Raw genomic sequence first — 16,056 nt, 5'->3', positions numbered from 1 at the left:
GGCATTTGCCTTCCATTTCTGAGGGAAAAACCATCGTGTCAAAAATCGTTATTCCTGCTGCTCGGGTCAAACAAGGTGCTCTGACGCTGTACGCGACCGCGCTCAGGGTAAAGGACATCGTGACCAGCAATTTTTATAGCGTCGAAACTCTCGACCCCGCGGACGAAGCTAGTGACGGGTATCAACGCTTGCTCAATACAGCGCGGGCCAAAAAATTGGCTGACTACATCATCAAAGGGCAAGACAGCCATGATGCTTTCTTGCCCACTTCCGTTTTCTTAGCGACGGATAAAACGGTTCCATTCAATGAAAAGGAAAGCACCATTGAGATTGACACCTCAATCCTATGTCCTCTCAGCGTGGTCGACGGTCAGCACCGCCTGGAAGGCCTCAAAATGGCTGCCCTTAAGGATTCGCGCGTCCTTGATTTTGAGATTCCTGTAAACATAGCTGTTGGCCTTCCGAAAATTGCGCAGATGTGCCACTTCCTAATCGTCAACACGACCCAGAAGAGTGTCGATAAGGCCGTTGAACAGCGCATTATTGCTCGATTGACGGATGCCTTGGATGTTGAAGACCTTCCGAGCCTTCCGAAATGGATTCTGAAAACCGTAGAGCGTGGCGAGGTCGAAAAGGCAATTAAGATTGTTGACTACCTTAACAAAGCGGAAGGGTCGCCGTGGAAGGGCAAAATTCTGATGGCAAACTCTGATGGAGACGGTGCCACGATAAATCAGCGGTCGTTTGTAAAGGCCATCGTCAAGTACGTGCTCACAGCCAACAATCCTCTATCGAGCTTCAACGATTTCGAAAAAGAAAAGAAGATCTTTCTGAATTACTGGAGGGCCGTCGCCGCGCAGCTGGATGATGGTAATGCCTCTGTGCTGTACAAATACAATGGCGTCGAGCTCTTCTGCAAGTTTTCGATTCCATTTTTCATGAAGCTTTTAGATCGGGGCAGTTTTACCGTCCCAACCATGGAGAAGCTGCTTGGGGACTGCTTTGAGAACGTCGAAGGCGACTATGCAGGCGTGGGCCACCCTGATTGGTGGTCAAAGGGCAGCAAAGCGAGCTTCTTAAACGCAGGTGCAATCAACGTTGTGTCGCAAGAAATGTCGAAAGCCCTGCACAAGGTCTCTATGAACACAGCCGCTCAGATTGAACTATGAATATTGCCCTATTGTCTCCTCAACCCACCCATCGAGTGACGTTCAAAAGGAGCCACGAACGCTTCGTCCCGGACGCGCCGGGCTGTTATGTGTTGACCACTTTTTCGGGCGAGGTTTTATACGTCGGCCTAACTGACAACCTTCGGCGACGGATGGATCAGCACCTAGATAATCCCGAAAAAACTGGAGAGACTAAGCTTGGGCGCGCTGTAGTCTTTCATTGGGTCGCAACATCCGACACCTTCAAAGTTGAACGAACTTGGATGAACATTCACATTCAACACGAAGGTGCCTGGCCACTTTTAAATAAGATGTATTCGCCAACTTCAACCTGACTGCGTTTCAAGGTCTAGACATAGACACCCGAGTGTACAGGTTCCTCTTGGCGATCCTAGCTTATAGGGATGCACGCTTTCGCCAGTTCTTAGGAGAACTGCTCACTCTATCTGCTGTCCGGGATCGATTGGCGTAACCCTCAAGAAACCCATCGGCCGACGCGGGTCGGATAGCCGCTTTTGCAGTTTGAATCTGCTGCTTGATCTGATTCAATGGCTTCATGATATCGAAGCCGGACGATCTTCCATCGGACCTCGTCAGTGCCCTGGCGGCGCTGCAGGCCGAGCGTGAGGCACGGCTGCGAGCTGAGGCGGTGGCTGCCAACTGGCAGGCGCAAGCCGCGAATGCGCAGGCGCAACTGTCGGATACCGAGGCGCTGATCGCGCATCTCGAGTTGCGCATCGAGAAGCTGAAACGCGAACTGCACGGGCAACGCTCCGAACGCACGGCACGGCTGCTCGAGCAGCTGGAGCTGGAGCTGGAAGAGCTCGTCACCACAGCGAGCGAGGATGAGCTTGCCGCGCAGGCCGCAGCGGCGAAGACGCAGAACGTCCGCCCCTTCATGCGCAAGCGGCCGGTGCGCAAGCCGTGGCCGGACGACATCGAACGCGAGCGCGTCGTCATTGATGCTCCAACGACCTGCGCCTGCTGCGGTGGATCGCGGCTGGCGAAGATCGGTGAGGATGTGACCGGGACGCTGGAGGAGATCCCGCGGCGCTTCAAGCTGATCGAGACGGTACGGGAGAAATTTACCTGCCGCGATTGCGAGAAGATCAGCCAGCCGCCGGCGCCGTTCCACGCCAAGCCGCGCGGCTTCATCGGCCCACAATTGCTGGCGACGATCTTGTTCGACAAGTTCGGCATGCATATGCCGCTCTACCGCCAGAGCGCGCGCTTCAAGGCCGAGGGGATCGACCTGCCGCTGTCGACGCTGGCCGACCAGGTCGGCCACGGGACCTTCGCCGTCATGCCGCTCTTCCACTTGATCGAACGCCATGTGCTCGCGGCCGAGCGCCTTCATGGCGATGACACCACCATCCGTATCCTGGCGAAGGGCAAGTGCACGACCGGGCGGATCTGGACTTATGTGCGGGATGACCGGCCCTTCGCCGGGCCTGCGCCGCCGGCGGCGGTCTATTACGCCTCGAGCGACCGACGAGGCGAGCATCCCCAGAAGCATCTGGCCGCCTTCGCGGGTATCCTGCAGTGCGACTGTTACAGTGGCTTCGAGCCGCTGTTCGACCTGCAGAAGAAGGCGCTGCCGATGACGCCGGCGTTTTGCTTTGCCCATGCGCGGCGGGGCTTCTTCGAACTGGCCGACATCGAGAAAAATGCTCGGGAAGGTAGGAAGGGCAAACCGGTCTCTCCGATCGCGCTGGAGGCGGTCAGACGCCTCGATGCGTTGTTCGAGATCGAGCGCGCCATCAATGGCCGCGGCACCGACGAGCGGCGCGCCGTGTGCCAGGAACAGAGTAAGTCACTTCTCGAGGACATGCATGCCTGGCTGCTCCGCGAGCGCGAAACCCTGTCGCGTTCCTCCGAGGTCCTGAAGCCTATGAATTACATGCTCAGGTGCTGGGACGGCTTCGCCCGCTTCCTCGACGATGGCAGGATCTGCTTGACCAACTGCGCTGAGCGCGCATTGAGAGGCATCGCCTTGGGAAGGCGCAACTGGACCTTCGCCGGCAGCCAGCGCGGCGCCGACCGTGCCGCCATCATGCTGACGATGATCACGACCTGTCGCCTCAACGACGTCGATCCCAAGGCCAGGCTCGCCGACGTCCTGGCCCGGATCGCCGATCTTCCCGCGTCGCGCCTGCACGAACTGCTGCCCTGGGAATGGAAGCTCCTGCGCCAGGCCGATAAGCCTGCCGGTCAGCTGGCCGCCTGACCATCACCCAACCGATCATAGAGCTCACTGTGCCCGCGCGCATGCGTCAATCAGGCGGTCTTCGTCGTATGCGTACGCCGGTTGGTCGTCAAACTCAACTCGTTCAGAGATAGTCCGCAAGCATACCGCCGCCCGGCAATGGATCAACCCGGTCGGACGTCCGCACGGAAGCTTTGTGAAAGTCATCGAGGTTACAACGTGCTCGATCCTGCAGGACACCCCGCAGCCTCAAGACGAGCAGCTAGCTATCTTTTGGGCAGATCGGCGGTAGAGCCCAGGACCGACTATCGCCGGTTCTGTGCGCCTCGATCCGCCGCCAATCGGATGAACCTCAACTTCTCGAGCTCGCCTATTCTATTCGCAAAGGGATCTGGCGGCGGTCGAAAATCGGGATCGCGGCTCATTTCATCTAGTTCGGTCGAGAGAAGGCCGGATAAATTGTCCAGCTCTTTCCGCTGCTTCTCCAAGTTGCTACCGCCGCCAAGCACCTCCGCAATAATTTCGCGCGGAGACTTGAACAACTTGCGATCAGCCAGTGTGTCTTCCCACTTCCGTACCGACGGAAGACTATCATCAAGTCCAATCTTACTCAGACTGATCAAGTTCCTCTGAACCTGGCTAAGTTCATCCTCGTCAACCTCAAACGAAGCCGCTACGAGCTGCCTCATTCGATCTTGGAAGGAAACAATCCGGTCCTTCAATGCATCCTCAAAGATTGATCTCACTTCAGACGACTTCTGATCTTCGGCCGACTTCAGAAATTTGTCGAACTTACCAAAAATGGCCCGCTCCCAGACTATCGGAAACACTCGGGTCCCGAAGAAGTTTGCGTGCTCGCCAGCGTCAGCAGAAAGGAGCGCCTGTTCGGTCAGTCCGTCTTTTGGCTCGACTGAAGCGTGTATACTTCCTCGCATTGTCACCAGCTTGAGGAAGTCGTAGCCCGCAGGCGAGATCCGCCTGACGTTAACGTCTATACTTATATCTGCATCGACCGACGTTGCTTGAGAGCTTTGGCTCAGATTCGAGAGAGCTAACTTAGACACACACGGGCTAAGCACGTAGGCCCTTTGGTTGAACTGTTCGACCAACGGCACATAAGATGGAAGTGCTCGGATGAAAGAGGCATCGAGCCTGAGTTTGCGGAAGTCTAAATTCTTGATGTCGGCGTCCAGCCGTCCCAGGTTCTGACCATAAACGTTGTCGTTAAATCTGCCGACGTACAGCCATTGCGTGTTAGGTCCATGGACCACTATTAAGAGATTATTGTACGACTTGAAATCCAGTGCGGCATTCTCGCATTTCGTTAGAGGCTTGGAAAGCAACTCAAACGGAAAGGTCTTGTCATACGGCTGCACAAAACCAAGTAGCGGATCAATTTCGGCCGACTTATTTTCGATTTGATCTTCTATCTTTGAAAGCAGCTTACCTCGCAGGCTAAGAATTGTTTCGATGAACAGAGCCAGTCGATCTTCCTTTAGCCGTCCCTTCTCATCCACGAGTGCCGTTTTGGTGAAGCGTTGAAGGTTCTGACCGGCGCGTATAATTCGATCTAACTGTGGAAAGTGATCTTCGGCAGGGACAACCGACAACTCTTGCAACTTATCTGGATTGTTTCGAAAAAGATCGAGGAACCGACCAGATGCGGCGTACCAAACCGATGGATTGACTAAGGCGTTAGGATACTCCTTTCCATCCTGATCGAGCATTTGCCGCAAACCGTCGATTGACCCAAAGTAAGCAAGATAGTCTGAATTCTTGGATCGCGAGACAACGGAACTTACGGCATCAATCGTTGCGCGATCAGAGTAGATATCTCGGCACTCTCTGAACAAACTAACGGATCGAATGGCCAGCTCTCGCCCCTCTCCGTCCAGCACAGAGCATTTTCGCTCTTCCCCACGAAAAATGATCCCAGCGAGATCGGTCGCTTGCGTTGTGGATTCCCTCCGCATCGCGTCTATTGCCTGCTGGACTCCGACGAGCGCGATCTTGATTTCCTCCGCGTTGTAGTTCGATGCATTTGCCAATAGATCCAAGGAACGAAAATTACTCGATAGCTTCTGACCTAGATCAAGGTAGTTTTGCATCAGCTCATCGCGCATTTGGCGAACCAAATCCGCGAGTTCGCGAACTTCATCAAACAATCCTTTGAGCGCATCTGTATCGCTTCGATCCATCCCGTGGATGGCTTGCGTCAGCCCATCCGCCATATTGAAGAAAGCGTTCAGAGCGGCTCCCGCAGACATTGTCGGCCCTTTCCTTGCAAGGCCCGCCATCCCATCATAAGTCTTGGCCACCCCCTTCATCCACCGGCCAACGTCCGCCCCAGCTCCCTGCGCGTCCAGCGCGTAGCTTATGGCTCTGAACGTAGCCGAATAACCTTCCAATCGAGCCGCTCTATCATTAAGATTCTTTGCTCTCTCTTCTATGCTGGCTCGTTTTTCTCGCGCTTTCTTGTAATCCTGAAATGCCTCTCTAAAGTCTTCTCGTGCCTCAACAGTTAGACCGACTTCGCTTGCCAAGTCGTCCGGCTTACTAGTTGAAAGCAACTTGCTGGCAGCGACCGTCGCTTTTTCGACCGGAGAGTAATTGGTTAGGTCGTTTTGGGGATTAAACTCCAGGTAAGAAGTCGCATATGGCGCCAAGGCTTTGCCAACAGGTGTACCTTCTCGGATCTGATCGCATCCCCAAGTGGTCCAATCAATCACGAACTCACGCGCCAAGTTTGGAAGATCGGAGCGCTGCTGACGTCCGTCTCGAAGAACCGCACCCTTTATCGTTGGATAGGTCATCTTCAAACCCTGCCCCCAAATGCCACCTTTCCCGGCAAGCCATTCGACGGCCGTATCGATATTTCTTGCAAACCCAGCGGGGGCGTGGTCCAAGCGGCTCGCCTTTTCCTCAGCTATACGTTGTAGCCCCTGATCATGCGTGATCAGCTTGGAGAGGAGTTGCTTGAGCGGACGACTAGGGTAGTCGAGATCAAACTCTTTGCTAACTGGCATCTCAAATGAACGCATCCACGCAGATGGATCGGCCCTAAACAAATTGTCGGCGTTGTGAAGCGCAAATGCGAGACTTGCAAACTTATACGTCCCATCCTTGTAGGACTGCGATGTGACAGCAATCAGGTTCATCTGATGAGGCGATAGCCGCGCGCCGCTTAAATCTTTCAGAGATGCCGCTGAAAGCCCGCCGGACACAAAAAAAATAGAGATGGTTAGCGCAACGATGATCAGGTTATGCCTGGCGCTGATACTCGGTGATCGAAATAATACTAAGTCAGTAAGCTTGCTGTCTCGTATCAAGACTTCCATTCTCATCTCCAATGAGGTTCGGCGAAAGGTCACCGCCATCATATCGAGCGGAAGAGGACCAGCTCCCGTTCGGCTCCCGGGGCTATCTTTAGGGATGGTCTGACATCTCATCTGGAATTTCGTCCCGGGATGGCGCGTTAGACCCGCGACACTTCAGAGGTCAATCTAGCAAATATCCGCTCAGCAGGATGGGAATTTCTCCTGCCACCAAAATCGGTCTGCGTACGCACAAGCGCGGCGATCACCGCCCCCGGTGTATCCACACGCCACTTCGCCGAAAAAACGCTGATCTCCGAACGCGCGAGTATCTAACCGACGACGAAGTGCGGCGGCTGATCGCAGCTGCCAAATCCAATCGCCATGGCCACCGTGATACGACCATGATCCTCATGGCCTACCGACATGGCTTCCGCGCCTCCGAACTGACGATCTACGCTGGGATCAGATCGAGTTTACCTCCGCTTCGCTACATGTGCGGCGGGTCAAGCAAGGCACGCCAAGCGCGCACCCAATTCTCGGTGACGAGCTACGCGCGCTGCGCAGGCTTCAGCGCGAACAGGAGCCTAAATCTTCCTTCGTGTTTACGTCCGAGCGTGGCGCACCATTTACCCCAGCGGGCTTCGCTCGGATGATCGAACGGGCAGGTGTCGAAGCCAAGTTAAGCTTTAAGGCGCATCCCCACATGTTAAGGCACGCTTGCGGTTATGCTCTCGCCAATAAGGGCCACGACACGCGCGCACTCCAAGCTTATCTCGGACACAAAAATATTCAGCACACAGTACGCTATACCGAGCTATCCCCTACCCGTTTCAAGGACTTTTGGCGCCAGGATTGACGGTCCGCATGCCGCCGAAGTGAGACGGCAAACGTTTCGAGGGCTACCTCCATTTGGACTAGGACGCAGTGCCATGCGCCTAGATCATCGATATCAATCTCCGCTGGGCGTCATTGTCGGCACCGATTTCGCCTTGCGTGGACTAGGTCGAGCGACGACGACCAGCAGGTAACTGCTCATCGCAAGGGCCCACCGGCCTTTATTTAAAAGCCTCAGGCGTCTGACAGGCTAGTACGAAGTTAACCGAAATGGTCGTGCCCAACTATGATTCATGTTGACATCACCAATTTCCGCACATCGCTTGGGACAATTTGTAGCACGCCGAATAACTATTCTCAACCTACAACTCGAGTTAAACTAGTTAGGTGGGATTTGGGGGCGCACGATGCTAGACCATTCCCGACGGGGTATTCTGGTCGGCACACTAGCCGCACTATACGAAACGGCTTCGTCACAAGCTACGGCAACGTCAAACACGTGCCAAGCCCCCGCGGCGGTCGAAGCAGAGCTTTCGCCAAGTGACCGCGAGCGACATGAAATTTTCCTGCTGCTCGCTTGCGCCATGGTCTTTGCGAATTGGCGGATCGAAAAATCTAATCCATATCTCCGTAGGGAGTATCGGAAGCTTTTTCCAGACAGAGAATTCGGCGAATACACAGGGCACAATATCGGCGCCTTGGCGGTGAACAATCGATACGAAATTGTCTCGTTCCAAATGAACGAGAATAACTACTTCAATAGCAGCTTAGAGCATGCCGAGATACGCGCCGTTCGCGACAGCATTACCCGGACGAATGCGCGGCGATTCCGGAGCGGAGAGGCAACTTCCGGCTACGCCGTAATGCTCCAGGGCTACACAATTTATACTACGCTTGAGTCTTGTTCCCAATGTGTTGGTGCGATGGATCTCGCTAACATAACCGAGGTGATATATTTGCAGAAAGATCCGGGGCAGAAGGATATCGGTGACATTCTCTACTCGCTCCACCAACACGAGAAAGAATTCGGGGCTCCTAGACCCATATTTATGGCGACGACAGCCGAGAGCATCGGGCTTCTTTCCGCATACAAGAGGTTCTTGGACACAGGCAAGGAGAAGCACGGCCGGATTGGCATGACGGCTTTCTTGCAGACTGCACAAGCCTACACGGCCTTTGCAACGGCAGAGAGAGCGTTTCTCAATTATTCGGTGCGGAACTTCATCAATCAATCAATTTACGATTCCGCCGTTGCCTTTCACAAATCCATGGGAACGGTCCAATGAGAGCAGCGATCATAATTTTTTTTATGATCGTGCCACCACTTGCCCTCGCCCAGACACCATCGATTCATAGTGATGTTGTTTTTACTAATCCACACTGCAGCACAAAGCGTTACCTTGTTGAAACGACCGATAGAACCGCGGACGTTATGACGGGCCCCACCGGGGGCTACTATTGCTCCAGCGCCGACTTCCTCAACTGGCACTTCGAGACATCCGACCTCGGAAAAACAATTGATAAAATGATCGGAGAACGGAAGATCAGCCGAGTCGCACTTAGCGACTACTACTACTCTGAAAAAAGTTTTGTGGATTGGCTTTGCTCCCGGTCTTTCACGGACGAGGCCACTATCAGGGTTTACTACCAGCATACGACAGATGAGCGAGGCCACCTCGCAGCGGACTTTGCGCAGAGTATGGCCAGCTGCCGCAAGCGAGTCGAATTTTTCGCGGTTGGATGCGACGTGTTCGCCGAGAACAACAAGTGCAATGGCGGCAACGTCAACATTCTCCACTCAAAAGTAATCGAGTTTGAGCTCGATAACGGTGTTAGTGTTGCGGTGTTCGGCAGCGGAAATTTAAACAAGGCTCTCTACGCGAATATCGAGGATTGGGTAATCTTAGCTTCAAGAGACAAGGCCGGATTCTCATTTCGATATAACTGCCTATTCAGAACTTTGGACGAAGTCACCGGTCTTCGGTATGCACCTATCGCTTTCTTCTCCACCACTTACAGGAGGTGCACTTCGTCATGGGATGGCGGAGAATTAGACGCCGCACCTGGCGTGCGATTTGGTATCCTACCCGCCGACTCTGATTGGTTCCGGAGTAAGTTGACGAAGCAAATTGCACAGGCCGCAGAGATCATGATCTCAGCGCAATTTTTGTCAGATCCAGCTGTCGTTGCGGCTCTCGAAGCGAGCACGTCTCGTATCCGTGTCGTCCTCGATGACGATTTTTATTGGACACTCGAGACTAAGACGCCCACAGGCGTAGTTAGTTTAGAGGACACGACAGCCCTGGAGCCTCTGTTGCGCAGACCGAACGTTGAAGTGCGCTACGTTATGACCAATCATCATAACTTATCAGGTCCCGGCAACACCAACCACCTGCGCCTTATAATTTTGCGAGGTCAGGAGGCGTCGGGAAACTCCGTGTTTACCGGTTCCGCCCACCTACGCAAGGGAAGTCTCGACCAGAATATTGAAATGCAGCTGATTCTCGATGAGCCTCATCTGTTTGAACGCTATGTAAAGTTTTTCGAGGATCTTTATGAGCGAGCATCAACACCTGCACGGATGCCAATCTTAGATATCCCGGCCAGATAGGGATTCGACCACCGGCAGGCTATCAGGTTGGCGGGGGCACGCCGAATTTCCCGCCTTTCCCTGGAGACGAAGACCGCGTGGCGGTCGGAAGAAGCGCCATCGGGAATTGGGAGGTGCGCATGGAAATCCAGGAGGCTTGGTCAGTCGTTATCGGAGCTAATGAACTTGCCTTGGCGCTTTCGGACGTTGACGATGATCTAAAGATTAGGGCGGGTATTGCGGGCCTCAGCATAGAGCAAATAGCTTCCATCGTTGCGGATGTTGCGAGCGGCGCAAATGTCCTTCAAGAGCTTGGAGTGGCGGGAAGCTATTACGTAAAGGAGATAAGAGGCGTGAAATACGTGATCCTACGTGGTCACGCATCGTTGCGTCCTTATTTGAAGGGAACGAGGTATTTGGCAAATAATCCCGCCATCGTTCGGCTGGGACTGGGACCCGCAGGCGCAAGCAGCGCCCTCAGGTCAACTTTTGTTTTGGCGCTGACAATGTATGCCGCTGCTCAGGTCGCAGGATACTTGTCAGGCGACGAACAGACGCTTCAAGATCTAACCGCTGGCCTGCTTGAGACAGGAGCTGGTACGGTGCTTTCCATCGTAGCAGCGGAGATCACTTCAACAGCGGTCGGCTTCGTAACGGCAGCCGTCTTTCCGGCATTTGCCCTTGGGGCGGTCGCGGGGACGGTCGTTTCGATCTGGTACGACAATTGGGAAAAAGAGACCAACGTTACACGAAATTTGGTGAGAACGATGGTCGTAGCAGCGCAGAGTTTCTTTGCGGAGAGGGAGCGGCCGGAGCTAGAGATGCCGGAGCAGTGGGATTGTTTGCCGGGTCTCTCTGAATATTTCTGCACGCCGAAACGTGGCAGCGGCCGTGGTAGCGGAGGCCGGGAAGAGGGAGGAGGAAGTGGCCGCGGCGGCGATAATTCCGACCCCGGTGATCCCGACGAACCGGGTAATGGATTGGGTCAAGGCGAAGAAGGTGAGCACAGTGATCCGGGCGGCGATAACGGTGACAGCGGACATGGCCAAGGAGAGAACGGTGAAGACGGAAGTGTCGAAGTGGGCATTTCGGGGGATGATCTGTTCGTTGTTCAAACGTTCGACCCGGAGAGCAATTCCTGGGGCCCGCCCTCCGCTGAAAAACACGTCGAGATCGTCACCGGCCGCGTCGGCGAGGGACACTCAGATGGTTCTAATTAAGCCATCGCTGCGCCTCGGCACGGTACGCAGTTTTCGGCCAACGAGCCACCGACTCAAGGCCGTTTGCTCCGATGCGGCCTCAACTCGAAATGCCTGCTTTAGGAACTGGAGAAGACAGAGGCGCGAACCTCGTAGCGCTTCAGCCGCGAGGTTGCGACGCGAAAATGGGAGCATGCGATGGACTTTAACGTCTCATTGTTCGAAGATGCCGCAAACTGCGTTGACAAGCTCGCTGACACGCTCGCCAAGCTTACCAAACTAGTTGCTGCCGCTATTGGCAGCGGCCATGATATCATCAAATGGAACGAGGCTCGGCAGACCCGAAAGAAGCTTTCGACTATTTCTGGCATGGCGCTTGAATTGAGCCAATCGCGATGCGCTCTGCTTGTCTCAACAGTAGAGGATTTCGTTAATTGCCCAGGAGAGCCGAATGTTTGGGAAAGTGTCAGATCAAGCGTTGTGCAAACACTGACCGACGTTGAGAAGTTACTAAGTCAACTTAAACTTTCGGAAGATCAGGTCGTTACCGCCCCGTTTTATGCCGATCTTTCCCTTACCCTACGGATACGTCAACAGATACTGAGCCGGTTACTTCTATCGCCGCCGCCAGTTTCGGCCGATGAGATCAATACCGTCAGGTCATTTCTCACCAAGTACCTTGAGCTCATCAACCAACTAGGAGCCGCACTGAAGGCTCTGAACGAATACATTGAGACGCAGAAGGCTGCTGAAAAGTGGCCAATTCGTGGGGAATAGCCATGATGAAGTTTGCATCGTCAGTTGGCCTGCTTTTCGTTCGCCTTCAGAAACAAAGTATCCATCCGAGCTAGGCCGCGGACGGGCTCACCGATTCAAGCGCTTGAGGAGTTCGGGGTCTTCCTTGTGCATCCTGATGAGCTCGGTCAGGTTCTCGATACCGAAGTCGGTGAACGCCATGACCTGGTCGTCACCGATGCCGTAAACCCAGATGACGCCATCCTCTGTGTCCATTCCGTTGGCCACGTCCCAGAGCCAGTCCTCGTCTTCTCCGAGGTCCTTGGCGACGCGATTGATAGTGAAGACGGCATAAACCTTGTTGACGTGCATGGCTATGCCGCCTGGGTGGAGGTGTCGGCGCAGGAGGCGTCCAGTTCCAGGACAACAACTCGTGCAGGCGGTTCTGTGGCATATCGGCGATGCGCGCGAAGACGTCGGCAAGCCAGGCTTTCGGATCGATGTCGTTGAGACGCGCCGTCATGATGAGCGTGGCCATCACGGCAGCTCGCTCCGCGCCGCGATCAGAACCGGCGAACAACCCTGCCTTTCTTCCCAAGGCAAAACCGCGCGACGCCCGCTCTGCTGCATTGTTCGTCATGCAGATCCTTCCGTCGTGGACAAGGCGAGCAAAGCCCTCCCAACGGTTGAGCAGATAGTTGATCGGCTTGATCACGTTGGGCGAACGCGAGAGCCGGGCAGATTCCGCCAGCCAAGCCTCAAGGTCGGTCAGCAGTGGCGCGCTTCTTTCCCGGCGGATGTGCAGCCGCTCCTCAGCGCCATAGATATCGCGCTCGATCTCGAACAGCTTGTCAATCCGACGAACCGCTTCCAGCGCAACGGGCGAGATCGCTGTCGCCGACCGTCCGCGGCGCGCGTTCTGGGCGATATCGGCCAGTTCGAAGAATGCTCTGCGGCCGTGCGCCCAGCAGAAGGCGGCCGTGGCCGGCGACGCCTTGCGTCCGGGATCGAAGAGAGCGTTAAACCCGCTATAGGCGCGACTGGCTCCGAGTGCGCGCCGTTGCCCCCGGAACCATTAGGCCGCTCTCGCCGGCCCCTGGGTCACAGCAGCGTCGTCGATCTCCGCGCGGCGCTTGCGGCGCGCCATTCCGCCTGCGTCGCCCTGTGCCAGCCTATCCAGGCCATTTCTCTATTGTGCTCTCTATCATGGCAGATGGGCTGGAAGTGGAGATCCCTGATTATGCAATAAGGGCGGCAATTGAAAAATGGGCTGGATGAGCTGGCAGCAACGCTCGCCGTCATCTGCGTCTCGTCTGGCCGCGCTTTTTGCGCCACGTCGATCCGATCGCCGGAGACGAGCGCCCTCCCTCCCGGCAACCGTCGCAACCCGCCCGGAGATAACTACGAACCGTTAAGGGCTTTCGCCCTAACCGGTGCGAGACGGATGTTTCCCCACCGACACCCGCGAAACGGCGCAGCAGAGCTGCGCGCTCAGTCGATCAGTCTCTATAGGGGCAACTCATGCGCCAGCAACTCAAACGATCCGTTCAACACGTCCACCTTGAAGCAGTCCCAAATCGGCCGCGCACGCCACCGCAACCGTTGTGGCAGGGTCCAGCTCCCTCCGGCGTCGACGCGGTGCTGCCGCGCGCCGCGCTGGACAAGCCCTACATCGATTTCTTCGCGGAGTGGGCAAGTAACCTGGCCCTGTTGCGCTCGGACTTCGTGGAGCAAATTTACCAGGATGAAGTAGCTCGCATGCGCCAACAATTTAAGGGCATTACGTGGGATCGCTACAAAGTCTTGGACCTTGACCAGTGCGATGTCGGGCCTCACTCGCTTTGGATAAAAAAGCAAGTCGCAGGATGGTCCGTCGAACTTCGCTATCCGTGTGATGTCGACGCCCGGGTGTTGACCATCACGAGCATGCCAATTCTCTGCCCTGACGAGCTGTCCGCCGCGAGACTGGCGCTTGCGTGTTATCCTGAACCCGCCGCTGGCCTGCTCTGGCGTTCCTACACGTAAGCAACTAGCCATCTGAAGGGTGCCAAGGTGTCATTCCTGGAAAAAGTGAAAGCAGCCGCTGCCGAAGCCGCGCAGCCCGTAGACCCCTGGCGTCTGCGGCTGGAGCGCGTGCGTGGCAAGACGGGCTTCGACGGCCTGGAGCGGATCAGTACGCAACTGCTGATGGACATCTTGGAGGTACCACAGCGCCAGCGTACTGCGGGCAATTATCGCCACCTTTGCAAGGTGATGGTTTCGCTTGGATGGAGCCCAGTTCGCGTCCGCGACTTCAACGGCCGTGGCTTTAAGGAGCAGGTTCGCGGGTACGTTCGTAACGCTCGCGCTGTCGCCTGAGGAGGTCTTCGCAGCTCCGCTGCCTTCATCTTTCAGATCGGAATGACGTGGAGTTTCGGCTAAGCAACTGACCGTCTTGCATCTGGAACGGTGGTCCACAAGCACGCGATTTCATACGCCACCTACCAAGAGTGCATTGATGCTATGATAGGATCGCCTGCTCAGCCAGGCCTGATCTTCCAAGTCAACCGCTGGCGGCATCACCATGCGCCGCTTATAGGTTAGCACTACTTTGGCAGAATCTATTTGCGCCAGTGTTTTTCAAGGATTTGTTTTCGGCAGTACGGACACCACGGAGCCGGCGGCCGCAGGATGAGATCGACGATGGCTTGACGTACGGCGGGCATGGTTGGCTGAGGCGAAGGCCCGTTGATTCTTTTTTTTCCGCCCCGCATATGCGAGGCGACGATGTTGCAGGAAGGCGTAGGCAATCATTGTCATCAGGGCATGGCGATGAAGACCCTGCCATGATCGCCCTTCGAAGTGATCAAGTCCAAGCTCCTCCTTCAACTGCTGATGCGCCTGCTCACAAATCCATCTTGCCTTAATGGTGGCGGCCAGTGTGCGCAGATCCGTCGCCGCAGGGAGATTGGCGAGATAGTATTTCTTCTCCCCTGAGGCACGTTGCTCGCCAATGAGCCAAGCTTCGTCTCCCGGGAGATGCTGATGACTTTTATCCCAAATCCGCTGCGAGAGGGCCGTCGGCGGTGCGGATACGGAGAGCAGCAAATCGGGCTTTCAGTCGACCTTTCGTTCCGCTGCGCCAACTCACGGTTTTCCATTTGGCGCTGGCCAGCATTTGTTCTGCCGCAATCGATAAGATATCTGGCACGTGGTGCTTTCGTGGTTTCCCGCGGACTTTGGTAATCGGCCAAATGAGCTGTACATCAACCGGATACACCTTGAGGTGCCGAGGGATGCCGACAGTCCAGGCCAGCCCGCGCTCTGTCAGCCCTTGTCGAAATGGTGCGCTAAGTCCGTATCCTGCATCCGCCAGCACACATCCAAAGCGCACGTTGGCTGCCACCGCGCGGTCAATCTCGGCCAAGGCAATTTCCGGCTTGGACCGTGGCGTTCGGTGTTCGACTGGCACGCGAGCACGCTTCAAACGAGACACGTCGCTTGTCCAACTGTCAGGCAGAAAGAGACGTAATGCGACCATCACTGGCACTTCGCCGCGCGCAAGCGTCAAAGACACCAGCGTTTGGCAATTTGCCGTTTTGCCGAGAGCCGACGCATATTGAGCCGCAACACCAACCGAGCGTTCGCCCTTCTTCGGCATTGAGGTGTCATCAATAACGAGCACCGCATCCCTGCCGCCGACAAGTCGGTCCGCCTGGTTGAGCAGCTCCGTCTCCAGCGGCGTCGCGTCCCAGAGACCGTCCGCAATGAAATGGTGCAGCTGATCGTAGTTGCCCGAGGCAAGGCGCCCCGCCATCGGCTGAACGCTCTTGCGATCGCCAGGACCAATCAGTCCTGCAACATACAGAGGACACATCCGTTGCCGAGTCTTATGGCCCAGCCGGTCCAAGAACGGCATCAGCCAGCGTTCAAGTTCGTCTTCCCATCCCGCCATGGTCAGCCCTCCAAGAGCCGACCACCCATGAATCATTGAAAAATTGATTCGGGAATCCTATAAGCACAGCAA

12 protein-coding genes and 2 pseudogenes are annotated in these 16,056 nt (G+C 55.5%); 10 read left to right on the top strand and 4 right to left on the bottom strand.

What is annotated here, in order from left to right:
* Window positions 1–35: 35 nt before the first annotated feature.
* The 3 genes from QA639_RS04735 (at window position 36) to tnpC (ending at window position 3,396) form a co-directional block, all read left to right on the top strand.
* Window positions 36–1,169: a DGQHR domain-containing protein gene (locus QA639_RS04735; RefSeq protein WP_283089275.1), complete on the top strand. Its 1,134-nt coding sequence runs from the start codon at window positions 36–38 to the stop codon at window positions 1,167–1,169.
* Window positions 1,166–1,504: a GIY-YIG nuclease family protein gene (locus QA639_RS04730; RefSeq protein WP_283089274.1), complete on the top strand. Its 339-nt coding sequence runs from the start codon at window positions 1,166–1,168 to the stop codon at window positions 1,502–1,504. The genes QA639_RS04735 and QA639_RS04730 overlap by 4 nt, the downstream gene beginning before the upstream one ends.
* 221 nt (window positions 1,505–1,725) lie before the next feature.
* A complete protein-coding gene (gene tnpC / locus QA639_RS04725; protein WP_283089273.1) occupies window positions 1,726–3,396 on the top strand; it encodes an IS66 family transposase in 1,671 nt (556 codons plus the stop codon).
* 284 nt (window positions 3,397–3,680) lie between these two features.
* Here tnpC and QA639_RS04720 read toward each other — a convergent pair whose 3' ends face one another.
* Window positions 3,681–6,713 carry a hypothetical protein gene (locus QA639_RS04720; protein WP_283089272.1) on the bottom strand — a complete coding sequence of 1,011 codons (3,033 nt, stop codon included), beginning with the start codon at window positions 6,711–6,713 and terminating at the stop codon, window positions 3,681–3,683.
* 472 nt (window positions 6,714–7,185) lie between these two features.
* On the opposite strand from QA639_RS04720, the gene QA639_RS41835 reads away from it, so the two are divergent.
* The 5 genes from QA639_RS41835 to QA639_RS04700 all read left to right on the top strand — a co-directional run bounded on the left by QA639_RS41835 (window position 7,186) and on the right by QA639_RS04700 (window position 12,092).
* Window positions 7,186–7,548, top strand: coding sequence for a tyrosine-type recombinase/integrase (locus QA639_RS41835; RefSeq protein ID WP_428841135.1), 363 nt, complete (start codon window positions 7,186–7,188; stop codon window positions 7,546–7,548).
* 385 nt (window positions 7,549–7,933) lie between these two features.
* The gene (locus tag QA639_RS04715; RefSeq protein ID WP_283089271.1) at window positions 7,934–8,812 is read left to right on the top strand and encodes a deaminase; all 879 of its coding nucleotides are present in this window, start codon (window positions 7,934–7,936) and stop codon (window positions 8,810–8,812) included.
* Window positions 8,809–10,137 carry a phospholipase D-like domain-containing protein gene (locus QA639_RS04710; protein ID WP_283089270.1) on the top strand — a complete coding sequence of 443 codons (1,329 nt, stop codon included), beginning with the start codon at window positions 8,809–8,811 and terminating at the stop codon, window positions 10,135–10,137. Before QA639_RS04715 ends, QA639_RS04710 begins: the two co-directional genes overlap by 4 nt.
* A 119-nt stretch (window positions 10,138–10,256) precedes the next feature.
* The gene (locus QA639_RS04705) at window positions 10,257–11,336 is read left to right on the top strand and encodes a hypothetical protein (RefSeq protein ID WP_283089269.1); all 1,080 of its coding nucleotides are present in this window, start codon (window positions 10,257–10,259) and stop codon (window positions 11,334–11,336) included.
* A 177-nt stretch (window positions 11,337–11,513) separates the two neighbouring features.
* The gene (locus tag QA639_RS04700) at window positions 11,514–12,092 is read left to right on the top strand and encodes a hypothetical protein (RefSeq protein ID WP_283089268.1); all 579 of its coding nucleotides are present in this window, start codon (window positions 11,514–11,516) and stop codon (window positions 12,090–12,092) included.
* A gap of 87 nt (window positions 12,093–12,179) precedes the next feature.
* On the opposite strand, the gene QA639_RS04695 is transcribed toward QA639_RS04700, so the two are convergent.
* Both QA639_RS04695 and QA639_RS04690 read right to left on the bottom strand, forming a co-directional pair.
* Complete coding sequence (locus QA639_RS04695) at window positions 12,180–12,422, bottom strand: hypothetical protein (protein ID WP_283089267.1); 243 nt, start codon at window positions 12,420–12,422, stop codon at window positions 12,180–12,182.
* A 40-nt stretch (window positions 12,423–12,462) separates the two neighbouring features.
* Window positions 12,463–13,086, bottom strand: a pseudogene (locus QA639_RS04690) (IS66 family transposase); the annotation flags it as partial.
* Between the two features lie 485 nt (window positions 13,087–13,571).
* On the opposite strand from QA639_RS04690, the gene QA639_RS04685 reads away from it, so the two are divergent.
* Together QA639_RS04685 and QA639_RS04680 are read left to right on the top strand one after the other, a co-directional pair.
* Entirely contained in the window at window positions 13,572–14,075 is a 504-nt protein-coding gene (locus tag QA639_RS04685; protein ID WP_283089266.1) for a hypothetical protein, read from the top strand.
* A gap of 27 nt (window positions 14,076–14,102) precedes the next feature.
* Window positions 14,103–14,408 (top strand): hypothetical protein, encoded by a 306-nt coding sequence (locus QA639_RS04680; protein WP_283089265.1) that lies wholly within the window; start codon window positions 14,103–14,105, stop codon window positions 14,406–14,408.
* Window positions 14,409–14,669: 261 nt separating this feature from the next.
* Here QA639_RS04680 and QA639_RS04675 read toward each other — a convergent pair.
* Window positions 14,670–16,020 (bottom strand): annotated as a pseudogene (locus QA639_RS04675) (IS701 family transposase).
* Between the last annotated feature and the right edge of the window lie 36 nt (window positions 16,021–16,056).

The organism is Bradyrhizobium pachyrhizi, assembly GCF_029714545.1.
Lineage (GTDB): Bacteria > Pseudomonadota > Alphaproteobacteria > Rhizobiales > Xanthobacteraceae > Bradyrhizobium > Bradyrhizobium pachyrhizi.
The sequence above is the reverse complement of the archived record's forward strand: the minus strand, read 5'-3'. Positions and strand labels throughout refer to the sequence as shown.

Bases quoted from the DNA above. Each gene is read 5' to 3' on its own strand.
- QA639_RS04730 (WP_283089274.1), top strand. From the start codon at position 1,166: ATGAATATTGCCCTATTGTCTCCTCAACCCACCCATCGAGTGACGTTC.
- tnpC (WP_283089273.1), top strand. From the start codon at position 1,726: ATGATATCGAAGCCGGACGATCTTCCATCGGACCTCGTCAGTGCCCTG.
- QA639_RS04720 (WP_283089272.1), bottom strand. From the start codon at position 6,713: ATGGAAGTCTTGATACGAGACAGCAAGCTTACTGACTTAGTATTATTT.
- QA639_RS04715 (WP_283089271.1), top strand. From the start codon at position 7,934: ATGCTAGACCATTCCCGACGGGGTATTCTGGTCGGCACACTAGCCGCA.
- QA639_RS04710 (WP_283089270.1), top strand. From the start codon at position 8,809: ATGAGAGCAGCGATCATAATTTTTTTTATGATCGTGCCACCACTTGCC.
- QA639_RS04705 (WP_283089269.1), top strand. From the start codon at position 10,257: ATGGAAATCCAGGAGGCTTGGTCAGTCGTTATCGGAGCTAATGAACTT.
- QA639_RS04700 (WP_283089268.1), top strand. From the start codon at position 11,514: ATGGACTTTAACGTCTCATTGTTCGAAGATGCCGCAAACTGCGTTGAC.
- QA639_RS04695 (WP_283089267.1), bottom strand. From the start codon at position 12,422: ATGCACGTCAACAAGGTTTATGCCGTCTTCACTATCAATCGCGTCGCC.
- QA639_RS04685 (WP_283089266.1), top strand. From the start codon at position 13,572: ATGCGCCAGCAACTCAAACGATCCGTTCAACACGTCCACCTTGAAGCA.